This window comes from Arsukibacterium ikkense (genome assembly GCF_000987775.1).
Taxonomy (GTDB): Bacteria; Pseudomonadota; Gammaproteobacteria; order Enterobacterales; family Alteromonadaceae; genus Alishewanella; species Alishewanella ikkense.
Genome location: NZ_LAHO01000001.1, coordinates 59,056 through 69,956, shown reverse-complemented (window position 1 = coordinate 69,956; position 10,901 = coordinate 59,056). Strand labels below are relative to the sequence as shown.

Sequence of the window (10,901 nt, the reverse complement as noted above, 5' to 3'; positions counted from 1 at the left end):
CCGCCATGCTTAGGAATAAAGCGTCAGCTCAGCACCATATGCCTTAACCACCTGACTTACCAGATAAAGTTTTATGTCGGTCAATAAATAAATAGTGAAGGCTACCAATTAACTAATGTGAGATTGCCAGGAAACAATAGCTACCAAACATCTCTGCCTGAGATCCCTGCTATCCGTTGGGTAACACAGCAGCAATCTGCTACAATGCGCGGCAGAACTTGCTGGCGGACTTCAGATGAAAATAGGCTTATTTTACGGCTCAACCACCTGCTACACCGAAATGGTAGCTGAAAAAATTCAGGCGCTGATTGGCGCCGATGTGGTTGACTTGCACAATATTAAAACGGTGCCGCTGGCCAAAATGGCCGACTATCAGCTATTGATCCTGGGTTTATCGACCTGGGATTTTGGGGAAATTCAGGAAGACTGGGAAGCCCACTGGGATGAGATCAGCAGCGTTGCATTAGGCGGCAAAACCATCGCCATTTACGGCATGGGCGATCAGCTCGGTTACGCCGAATGGTTTATTGATGCCGTTGGCATGTTGCATGAGGCCATTGCATCACAACAGCCCGACCGCATCGGCTTTTGGCCGACAACCGGCTACGATTTTATAGCCTCTAAAGCGCTGACCGCCGACGGCGAGCTATTCTATGGCCTGGCGCTGGATGATGAAAACCAGTACGAGCAAACCGACGAGCGGCTAAATGCCTGGGTCAGCCAGATTTTAACTGAAATAGCCGAGCGGCTCTGATCCCTGGCATGATGACCAGCACTACGGTCAAAAATTCAGATAAAAATCCCGCAGCAACTGGCGGTATTGCTCGCTATATCCGCCGCTTTCATCGTAAATAACAAGTTGTTGCTGCGCCGGCGCAGCAGGGCTGCGTTGCCACTGCATTAAGCGGCGAACAGGCACTTTGTCTGCCCGGCTCAATACCTGGCAACTGGCACTGGCAAACCAGCCCTGAGCGCTTGCCAGCTGGCTGAATGCTTGCGCTGTTGTCTCGGGTAAAATCAGCGCAAAACTGCCGTCCACTGCCAGTAATTCTGCCGCTTTGGCCAGCAACAAGGGCAACGGCAAGCTGGCGGTATGGCGGGCCTGATTACGCTGCAAATCGGCACTTAACAGCGCATTGTCGAAAAAAGGCGGGTTAGACACGATTAAAGCGTAACGTTCGGCTGGCTGATAGGTTAGAATATCGCCTTTTAGCAATTGCAGGCGGCTGGCAAAGGGGCTTTGTTGAAAGTTGTATGCGGCTTGTGCAGCAGCGTTAGCATCCAGCTCAATAGCATGTACAACGGCTGTTGCAGCACGCTGCGCCAGCATCAGACTGATTAAGCCACTGCCAGCGCCAATATCCAGCAGTGTAGCGCCTGCAGACATTGCATTGCTGTTTGACAAGCTGGCCCAGGCCCCCAGCAATAAACCGTCAGTACCGACTTTCATCGCGCACTGATCATGGCCCACAAAAAATTGTTTACACTTAAAACCAGCTGACATCTTCACCTCTGCCATCAGTTTACTGGCTGCTGCACCGGTTTGTCATCTGAATACTGTCGACCCTGAGGAACACCTTTTATGAGCTTTGCCGATTTTCAATTCGACGACTCTATTAACCAGGCACTGGAAGAGGCAGGGTTTACTGAGCCCACCCTAATCCAGCAACTGGCTATTCCACCGGCGCTGGATGGCCGCGATGTACTGGCCAGTGCCCCCACCGGCACCGGTAAAACCCTGGCCTTTGTACTGCCGGCTATTCAGTATTTACTGGATTTCCCGCGGCGCGACCCCGGCTTTGCCCGGGTACTGGTAATGACGCCCACCCGCGAACTGGCCTTTCAGGTGTATGATGAATTTAAACAGCTGGCGCAACACACCAAGCTGAATGTTGGCGTGATCACCGGTGGTATTAATTACGGCAGCCATAAAGATACCCTGGAAAAAAACAATGATATTCTGGTCGCCACCCCGGGCCGCTTAACCGAATACCTCGACGAGGAAAGCTTTCAGGCTGATGAAGTAGAAGTGCTGATCCTGGATGAAGCCGATCGGATGCTGGATATGGGCTTTATTGGCGAAATGAACCGGATAGTGCTGGAAGCGCGCCGTCGCCGCCAGACGTTTTTATTTTCAGCCACGCTGGAAGGTTTGAATTTAGAGCGCTTTGCCGAACGGGCCTTAAAAGAGCCTGAAATGATTGAAGCTGTGCCGTCGCGTAAAGAGAAAGCCAAAATTATCCAATGGCTGCACCTGGCCGACGACAATGTGCATAAGCTGGCGCTGTTAACCCATATCCTGAAGCAAGAGGATGTGACCAAAACCATCGTTTTTGTGAAAACCCGCGAGCGGCTGGCCAGTTTAACCGGCCAGTTGGAAAGTGCCGGCATTAAATGCTGCTGGTTACAGGGCGAGATGCCACAGGATAAACGCATGCAAGCGGTGCAGCGGTTCAGTCAGGGCCAGGTACCAGTATTAATTGCCACCGACATCGCGGCCCGCGGCCTGGATATCGACGATATCAGCCATGTCATTAATTACGATATGCCGCGCAGTGCCGACACCTACGTGCACCGTATTGGCCGCACCGGCCGCGCCGGTAAAAAAGGTACCGCCATCTCGCTGATTGAAGCCCATGATATGGCGATGGTAGCCAAAGTAGAGCGCTACACTGAGCAAAAGCTGAAACGACGGGTAATTGACAGCCTGCGCCCCAAACATAAAGCTGCCAAAATAGGCAGCAAGAAGAAAAAGCCTGGTAAATTAGCCGCCAAAAAACTGGCGAAAAAAGCGCCTAAAAAATAATACCACCGCTGCTTTTTGTTGCAATAAACTGGCGCTTTTTGCGCCAGCACTGCTGCATTTTAATAAAAAGCATGCTATCAATAGCAATATATTAGGAATAATTTATTACTAAGAGGCATCAGCTTATGAATAAACGCCAGTTTTTACAATCCAGCGCGTTGGCGCTAAGTGTCGTGCCGCTGGGGCTGTTACCTCTTAGTAGTTGTGCTGCCGTTGACAGCAAAGCCGGCGCTGCCAACAGCAGCGCTATTCTGCCAAAAATGCTAAACCAGGGCGACACTGTGGCGCTGGTCAGCCCGTCAAAAGCCACTGACCATCGGCTGGATATTCAGATCGCCACCGAAGTGCTGCAGGCGTTGGGTTTTAACGTCAAACTGGGCCAGCACCTGGATGGCCGCCGTGGCCACCTGGCAGGTTCCGATGTGGAACGCGCCAGTGATATTAATGCCATGTTTGCTGACCCACAAGTAAACGCCATTGTTTGCCTGCGTGGTGGCTCGGGCGCTGCCCGGCTGTTACCGCTGCTCGACTACCCATTGATTAAACGCAACCCGAAAGTGCTGCTGGGCTATTCCGACATTACTGCGCTGCACAATGCCATTAATGCCCAAACCGGCTTGGTGACGTTTCACGGCCCTAATGGCACCGGCAGCTGGAACAGCTTTAATGCGGCGCAGTTTCAGCGGGTATTTTTTCAACGGGAGTTAATGCTGTATCAAAATGAGCCTGATAGCCGCGATGAGCTGGTACCGCGGCAAAACCGTATTCAAACCATCAGCGGCGGCAAAGTTCAGGGCCCGCTGATTGGCGGTAACTTAACGGTGTTAACGGCGTTGGCGGGCTCGCCCTATTTGCCTGACTTTACCGGTAAAATTTTATTCTTAGAAGACGTGGAAGAAGCGCCATACCGGGTTGACCGGATGCTCAGCACCTTAAAACTAATGGGCGCACTGGATAAGATTGCCGGCTTTATTTTTGGGGAGTGTACAGCGTGTCGGCCAGGTGGCGGTTTTGGCTGGTTAACTATGGATCAGATATTCGATGACCATATAAAACCATTAAATATACCGGCCTATCGCGGTGCCATGATTGGCCATATCAGTAAACAGTTTATTGTGCCGCACGGTGCCACTGTGGAAATGGATGCCGACACCGGCACCTTCCGGATGTTAAACAGCGTATTTCAGAGTTAAACAAATTGGATGAGTCGAGTTCCGCCGCAGGTTGGCGTCCCGTTGCGCAGCCACAGAGTGTCTGAGCAAGCCAGGGATGGCTTGCGAGTTGCTGTGGCGAGCACACGGGATTGCCAACTGAAAGCGAAACCGCTCCGAATTACCGCTCCCAGTATGCTTCTTCCAGGCTATCTTCCCGCTCGGGTAAGCCTTTGGATAAGCGCGGGGCATTCTGCACCAGAATTTCATAACTGACCCGGTTTGCATATTTGCAAATCTGGGCGAAGCTGGAATACGCCAGATACGGCATTTCATGCTTGCCCGATAAGGGTTGCACCTGCTTATGAAAATGATTGGCCGCCATATCATGTAAAATAGCAGACAAGGCGCCATCACCGGCGCCATTCGTGTTTTTAATCCGCTCCGGCCCGCCCAGATAAGGGTCGATATGCGAATATACTTTTAATGGCTGCTGGCAATACTGGCGTAGCATCGGCCGGCTGAATTCGTACAGGTTAAAATCAGCCAGGCTGGCTGATTTAATCGGGTTGCTGCTTTCGCGCTTTACGCTATCATCGGTATGGCCGCATAAATACAAGCCCTCTGGCCCGGCGGTGATCAGCACCATATCAGTGTGGTCCAGAATGGCTTCTGCGGCTTTTAACGGGTCGCTAAAACCGGTTAGCGCTTCGGCTTCCAGTTCGTTCATCGCCAGCACATTGACGTAATTTTTAATGGTACTGATAATTTGCTCGCGGTTTTCTTCCACTAAATGGCGGGTACCCAGGCTCATTACCACCGGCACCTGATGCGCTTTGGCATCTTCCAGGGCTTTGTGCATTGCCTGCTGGATGGGTTGGCCGCTGGCACGCAGCGGGTAGGCGCTAACCACAAAAGCAGACGCCGCAGCAATAATATCAGTGGGGATATAATCCGGTTCCAGCTGATCCATGTCGCTGGGGTCAATTACAAAAGTCCGTTCCCCGTCCGGGGTGATCATGGTAATGCCGCGGCCAATATCGCCGGCTACGCCCTGTAAATGGTTCATATCCACTTTCGAGCTGGTATGACAAACATAGTGATAGGCCGGTGAACCCAGGGCGATATTGGCTGACATCACGCCCAGCAATACCGATTTATCGTCTGCCAGTACCGAGTAGTTATGGATAGTATTGCCAATAGTACCGCCGGCAAAGTGATCTGATATTGCCTGCTTCGCCACCAATTCCTGATAAATAACATTGGCTTTGGCATGCTCCACCAGGTTAGATAAGCCTTTTTGAATGTCGTAACGCTGCAGAAAATCGTCGCTGACACTGGCCACCACATCAACAATGGTTTGGTCCAGGCCGACGATATAGGTATCCAGCTCAGGCCGCACCTCAAAGCTGGGTAATTGCGGCTTAGGCTGAGAAACAGGAAAGTAGTGCTTTATTTTACGCAGGCCGGGAAATTTCATGCTAAAGGCTCAACAACAAACAGACAGCTATTTTAGCAAACATGTTGGCAAAGCCTAAGCGCCTTGTTGCGTCTTTACTGAATTATTCTGGCTGCTGGCGTAAAAAAACCGGCTTATCGGCCGTTGAATCGTCCTTGCTATAGCGATACCCAGCCAGATTAAAGCTGGTAATGGCTTTCGCATCAGTAAGTTGTTGCTGAATAACATAGCGCGCCATTAAGCCGCGCGCCTTTTTGGCATAAAAGCTGATTATTTTATACTGGCCATTTTTATAGTCTTTAAACACCGGGGTAATCACCCTGGCCTGCAGCGCTTTCGGTACTACCGCTTTAAAATACTCCTGAGAAGCCAGATTTAACAGGACCTCAGCATTCAAATCAGTCAGTTGCTGATTCAGGTTAGCAGTCACTTGCTGCTGCCAAAACGCATATAAGTCATTACCCGCAGCATTTTTTAATTTAGTACCCATTTCCAGCCGGTATGGCAGCATTAAATCCAGTGGCCGCAGCACACCGTACAAACCACTTAAAATACGTAAGTGTTGCTGAGCAAACTGCAACTGCGGCGTGCTCAGGCTGGCCGCATCCAGGCCCTGATAGACATCTCCATTAAACATAAACAGCGCGGCTTTGGCATTCTGTTCGGTAAAATCCGGCTGCCACTGGCTAAAACGGGCGGCGTTTAAACCGGCCAGCTTATCACTGATATGCATCAGCGAGCCCAGCTCAGCCGGACTCAGTTGTTTGCAAATAGCTGCCAGCTCTCTGGCCTGCGGCAATAAAGCGGGCATGCTGGTCGCAAGCTCAAGTGAAATGGGATTGGCATCGAGATCTTTGGCCGGGGAAACTACCATCAACATAAACATTACCTGTATTGCAAAATGAGTGAAGTAAACAGTTGCTACGCAACAACGCGCCCTTTAGTCCAGGTACAGCTCAGGCAAGCTGTTGGTTAATTCGGTTAATTTACTGCGTTCGCTACTACTGAGTGCCTTAGTATTTAATAGCTGCAATACCGCACTGGCTAACGGTTTTAACGCTTTATGCCCCGGCAACATTGCAAGCGCTTGCAGCAGCTGCAGCGATGTTGCGCTATGCGCCGGGCAGAGCAAAAAGGCACTGCGTAACAGCTGCAAGGCCGCTTTGGGTTTATCTGCCTGCAACTGCTGCCCGCCCTGCTGTTGCCATTGCCGCAGTTGCTGATTGCTAGCCTTTAACATCGTGGTAAAGTGCTGCACAACCAGCGGGGCCAGGCCCTGGCAGTTTTTGCTCAGGGTATCGGCAAGCAGATTGGCCTGTTTCAGCAGTTCGCCCGCCGCCATGCTATCATTACAAGCAACATGATACCTGACCAGGTCCAGCATACTGCTCAGCGGCAAGCTACCGTCAAAAGCGGCGATCTCCGCCTGCAGTGCAGCACTCTTAGCCCCGTCACCCTGTAATAAATAACCCTGGGCCAGCTGAATTTTTTGCTGTACCGCACCCGGCGCTGTTAACAGTTTGAGCGGAATACTTTGCACAGTATCAAAAAACTGTTTTATCAGGGGGCTATAGCTTGCTAAATCGGCTTGCTGAGCCGCCAGCAGCTGGCTGCGGCCTAACGCCAGGTAGGGTTCGATATGATCAAAGGCCGAAAACCGATATTGCTGCAACAATTTTTGCCAATAGGCTATCGCTGCAGCATCATCGCCCAGCAAATGCAGCAGATTGCCGTAATATTGCTGATAAATATTGTCGGTAGGGTTAATTCGTAACAGCTCCAGCACCCAGGCTTTTGCTTCTTGCAACTCGCCCTGTAATAACGCCAGCTGCACCAGACAGGCTAAGGCTTCAGGCCGCAACTCTTCTTGCTTCAGCAGCTCTTGCAACTGTGTGGCCGCTTCTGCAAATCGGCTCAGTTGCAACAAGGCTATAGCCTGGCCCAAACGGGCCCAGCTAAAATCGCGTTGCTGACAAACATACTGGTATAAACCCAGCGCAGCTTTACCATCGCCCGCAGCCAACATTACTTCCGCTTTTAAACGCAGCGCCTGTAAGGTTAAGCTGGGGTGTTGCTTAACCACCTCATCGGCCTGAGTGATGGCCTCCTGATAATCGGCACTGGCCGCCGCCTGATAAATTTTACGCAGTGCGATAGATGTTTGAAACGCTTTGGCCAGCTTTTTCTCTAACTCAACATAACTAAAAGGTTTTAACAAATAACAATCGGGCAGCCCGCTGAGCATTCCATGCACCGGCTGACGTATTGGCTCGGCTGACATAATGGCAAAACAGGCACCGGCCTTTAACCAACCGTGTAATTTTAATTCAGCAAAAAACTGACTGGCATCTTTGCCCTCACCGAGCTGAAAATCCGCTACAATAAAATCAAATTGCTGCTTTTTAGCATGCGCCAGTGCCGCCGTTGCATCGGCCACGGCAGTAATCTGTTCGAAACCTATTTGTTGTAGCATGCCCTTAATTGACGCGCGAACAGGTTCACAGTCTTCTACCAATAACAATTTTTTACTTTTATAGAACCGGCTTTGTAAGATCATTTGCATCCTGTGCTATGGTGATCGGTAGACTGCGATGCTGGATTGAGATGGCAGTTAATCATGCCATGGCAATATAGTAATTTAGCGATTTGGGCGCAATGATTTTTCAAGATAATGACCAGCAGCCATGCTTTTGTTGTAATATTCCTACATATATTGCCTAAAAAGGCTAAAATCTCTAAAATACTTTGAAAAAATGGTAATTAAACAATATGAATGATTTATTAAGTCAACTTAAAGTGGTGACCACTGTAGTAGTAGACAGTGGTGATTTGGGTGCAATTGAACAATTCCGGCCAGTAGATGCCACCACTAACCCATCATTACTGTTAAATGCCAGCCAGCTCGAGTTTGCTAAACCCATGCTGGCTGCAGCCATCAGTTATGCCAAAACCCATGCCAGTGGCCAGGCGGCAGTGTTGGAGTTAGCGTGTGACAAATTCGCGGTAGATGTTGGTACAGCCATTAGTAAACTGGTACCGGGCCGGGTATCAACTGAAGTGGATGCCCGCTTATCCTTCGACACCGAAGCGACCGTGGCAAAAGCGTTGCAATTAGTGGAGTTGTACCAGCAAAACGGCGTTAGCACCGATCGTATTCTGATCAAAGTCGCCTCAACCTGGGAAGGCATTCAGGCTGCCCGGCAATTAGAGCAGCAAGGCATCCAATGCAACCTTACCCTGTTGTTTCATATGGCGCAGGCCCGCGCCTGTGCCGAAGCCGGCGCTTACCTGATTTCGCCCTTTGTCGGCCGTATTCTTGACTGGTACAAAGCCAATACCCAGCAAGATTACAGCGCCGAAACCGACCCAGGGGTGTTATCGGTACGCGATATTTACCACTTTTATAAAGAACATGGCTACGCCACTGTAGTGATGGGTGCCAGTTTCCGCAATATCGGTGAAGTACTGGCGCTGGCCGGTTGTGATCGCTTAACCATCAGCCCTGGCTTGCTGGACGAATTAAGCAAGCAAAGCGGTACGCTGGAAGTGAAGCTGGTTGATGGCGGCGCCAAAACGGCGAAACCACGGGCGCTGAGCGAAAGCGAGTTCCGTTGGCAGCTAAATGAAGATGCAATGGCTACCGAGAAACTGGCCGAAGGCATTCGCAAGTTCGCCGTTGACCAGCGCAAACTGGAGCAGCTGATCGCCGGCCAACTGTAAACTGCAGTAGCATAAATAATAGCGTCAATAATAGCGTCACTAGCACAGGAGCACCTTATGTCGGGCAGTTTTACAGAGCAACGAAACGAACTTAGCCACCTGGCCAGCGAGAGTTGTCATTTGCGTCAGGCGTTTAAAGACGATGCTCAGCGGGCACAGCGCTACACTACCCGAGCCTGTGGCATTACCCTGGATTATGCTAAAAATCTGATTAACGACGCCAGCTGGCGGGCTCTGCAACAGCTGGCAGCGAATAGCAATATCAGTAAGCTGCGTGAGCAAATGCTGCAAGGCGCCGCTATTAATAACACCGAGCAACGTGCTGTGTGGCATACCCGGCTGCGCCAGCAGGATGTAACAGGTTTAATGCTGGATGGCGAAGATATTGGCCAGCAAATTACCGAGTGCCGGGCCCGAATGGCGGCGTTAATCGACACCCTGCATCAGCAGCAGTATCTGGGGTATCAGGGCAGCCCGATTACCGATCTGATTTGGGTTGGCATCGGCGGATCCTTGCTCGGGCCACAAATGGCGGTTGAAGCACTGACCCCTTATCACTGCAGCCCGGTTAAACTGCATTTTGCCGGCAATATTGACGGTGCCGTGGTCAGCGATATTCTAAACGGTTTGCACCCGGCCACTACTCTGGTGGTGGTAGCGTCAAAATCGTTCGGTACCGAAGAAACCAAACAAAATGCCCTGGCTATTCGTCAGTGGTTTACTGAGCATGGTGCCGACAAAGCAGCGATTGCTCATCACTTCTGGGCCACCTCATCCAATATTGCGGCGGCGGCCGAGTTTGGCATCGAGCAGAAAAACATTCTGCCAATGTGGGATTGGGTAGGCGGCCGCTATTCGCTGTGGTCGGCTATTGGCCTGCCGATTGCGCTGATGATTGGCAATCAGCAGTTTAAGCAGCTGTTGGCGGGCGCCGAAGCCATGGATCAGCATTTTTTCAGTGCGCCATTTAGTGAAAACATGCCGGTAATTATGGCGTTACTCGGTGTTTGGTATATTAACGGTCATGGTTGCCAGGCCCATGCATTGTTGCCCTACAGCCACTATTTACGCTTACTGCCCTCTTACGTACAGCAGCTGGATATGGAAAGTAATGGTAAAAGTGTCAATCGGCAAGGCCACGCCCTGCCCTATGCCACCGCCCCGGTAATTTGGGGTGATGCCGGCACCAATGGCCAGCATGCCTATCATCAGCTGTTGCATCAAAGTGCCTTAGCCGTGCCGGCCGATTTTATTCTGCCATTGAAGGTTAAGCACCCGCTTAAAGACCAGCATAGCCGGCTGGCGGCGCATTGCTTCGCCCAGACGCAGGCCTTAATGCAGGGCAAAACCCTGGCTGAAGCCACTGCAGAATGTGTAGCCCAGGGCATGACTGAGCAGCAAGCCGCTGCCCTTGCGCCGCACAAGGTATCGCCGGGCAATAAACCCAGCAATACCCTGCTGCTACCAGAGCTGTCGCCCTACTATTTAGGGGCGTTAATTGCCCTGTACGAGCACAAGGTATTTTGTCAGGGCGCCATCTGGCAGCTCAATAGCTTCGACCAATGGGGCGTAGAGCTCGGTAAACAGTTGTCCGGGCCAATTTATCAGGCACTCACCGGCAATGGCAGCAACAACTTCGACAGCTCTACCGCTGCCTTAATTAAGCAATTTTTAGCGGCACAGAACTCAGCAAGCTAGTAGTCTGCAACATAAATAGTCATTCAGTCGCTGCGCCAGTTCTGGCACAGCGACTTTATTTCCGCAG

The 10,901-nt window shown here is 51.1% G+C and carries 9 protein-coding genes; 5 read left to right on the top strand and 4 right to left on the bottom strand.

Translation table 11 applies throughout. The features are described from left to right. The first annotated feature begins 235 nt into the window (after positions 1–235). On the top strand, positions 236–754 hold the full coding sequence (gene fldB, locus WG68_RS00310) for a flavodoxin FldB (RefSeq protein ID WP_046555666.1): 519 nt from the start codon (positions 236–238) through the stop codon (positions 752–754). Positions 755–781: 27 nt separating this feature from the next. On the opposite strand, the gene WG68_RS00305 is transcribed toward fldB, so the two are convergent. Further along, positions 782–1,504: a tRNA1(Val) (adenine(37)-N6)-methyltransferase gene (locus WG68_RS00305; RefSeq protein WP_046555952.1), complete on the bottom strand. Its 723-nt coding sequence runs from the start codon at positions 1,502–1,504 to the stop codon at positions 782–784. A 78-nt stretch (positions 1,505–1,582) separates the two neighbouring features. Between WG68_RS00305 and srmB the strand changes: the two genes are divergently transcribed. Both srmB and WG68_RS00295 read left to right on the top strand, forming a co-directional pair. Continuing rightward, on the top strand, positions 1,583–2,806 hold the full coding sequence (gene srmB, locus WG68_RS00300; protein ID WP_046555665.1) for an ATP-dependent RNA helicase SrmB: 1,224 nt from the start codon (positions 1,583–1,585) through the stop codon (positions 2,804–2,806). Between the two features lie 125 nt (positions 2,807–2,931). Further along, complete coding sequence (locus WG68_RS00295; RefSeq protein WP_046555664.1) at positions 2,932–3,999, top strand: S66 peptidase family protein; 1,068 nt, start codon at positions 2,932–2,934, stop codon at positions 3,997–3,999. A 139-nt stretch (positions 4,000–4,138) separates the two neighbouring features. Here WG68_RS00295 and WG68_RS00290 read toward each other — a convergent pair whose 3' ends face one another. From WG68_RS00290 to WG68_RS00280, 3 genes are all read right to left on the bottom strand, one after another. Continuing rightward, complete coding sequence (locus WG68_RS00290) at positions 4,139–5,437, bottom strand: inosine/guanosine kinase (RefSeq protein WP_046555663.1); 1,299 nt, start codon at positions 5,435–5,437, stop codon at positions 4,139–4,141. Positions 5,438–5,519: 82 nt separating this feature from the next. Beyond that, positions 5,520–6,296 carry a peroxide stress protein YaaA gene (gene yaaA, locus WG68_RS00285; RefSeq protein ID WP_046555662.1) on the bottom strand — a complete coding sequence of 259 codons (777 nt, stop codon included), beginning with the start codon at positions 6,294–6,296 and terminating at the stop codon, positions 5,520–5,522. A 60-nt stretch (positions 6,297–6,356) separates the two neighbouring features. After that, positions 6,357–7,973 (bottom strand): tetratricopeptide repeat protein, encoded by a 1,617-nt coding sequence (locus WG68_RS00280; protein WP_046555661.1) that lies wholly within the window; start codon positions 7,971–7,973, stop codon positions 6,357–6,359. Between the two features lie 212 nt (positions 7,974–8,185). Between WG68_RS00280 and tal the strand changes: the two genes are divergently transcribed. Beyond that, a complete protein-coding gene (tal, locus tag WG68_RS00275; protein ID WP_046555660.1) occupies positions 8,186–9,136 on the top strand; it encodes a transaldolase in 951 nt (316 codons plus the stop codon). Positions 9,137–9,193: 57 nt separating this feature from the next. Then, positions 9,194–10,834, top strand: a complete 1,641-nt coding sequence (gene pgi, locus WG68_RS00270; protein WP_046555659.1) for a glucose-6-phosphate isomerase — start codon at positions 9,194–9,196, stop codon at positions 10,832–10,834. Positions 10,835–10,901: the final 67 nt, after the last annotated feature.

What these genes read in the sequence shown, in the direction of transcription:
- fldB (WP_046555666.1), top strand. Translation starts at nt 236, where the DNA reads ATGAAAATAGGCTTATTTTACGGCTCAACCACCTGCTACACCGAAATG.
- WG68_RS00305 (WP_046555952.1), bottom strand. Translation starts at nt 1,504, where the DNA reads ATGTCAGCTGGTTTTAAGTGTAAACAATTTTTTGTGGGCCATGATCAG.
- srmB (WP_046555665.1), top strand. Translation starts at nt 1,583, where the DNA reads ATGAGCTTTGCCGATTTTCAATTCGACGACTCTATTAACCAGGCACTG.
- WG68_RS00295 (WP_046555664.1), top strand. Translation starts at nt 2,932, where the DNA reads ATGAATAAACGCCAGTTTTTACAATCCAGCGCGTTGGCGCTAAGTGTC.
- WG68_RS00290 (WP_046555663.1), bottom strand. Translation starts at nt 5,437, where the DNA reads ATGAAATTTCCCGGCCTGCGTAAAATAAAGCACTACTTTCCTGTTTCT.
- yaaA (WP_046555662.1), bottom strand. Translation starts at nt 6,296, where the DNA reads ATGTTGATGGTAGTTTCCCCGGCCAAAGATCTCGATGCCAATCCCATT.
- WG68_RS00280 (WP_046555661.1), bottom strand. Translation starts at nt 7,973, where the DNA reads ATGATCTTACAAAGCCGGTTCTATAAAAGTAAAAAATTGTTATTGGTA.
- tal (WP_046555660.1), top strand. Translation starts at nt 8,186, where the DNA reads ATGAATGATTTATTAAGTCAACTTAAAGTGGTGACCACTGTAGTAGTA.
- pgi (WP_046555659.1), top strand. Translation starts at nt 9,194, where the DNA reads ATGTCGGGCAGTTTTACAGAGCAACGAAACGAACTTAGCCACCTGGCC.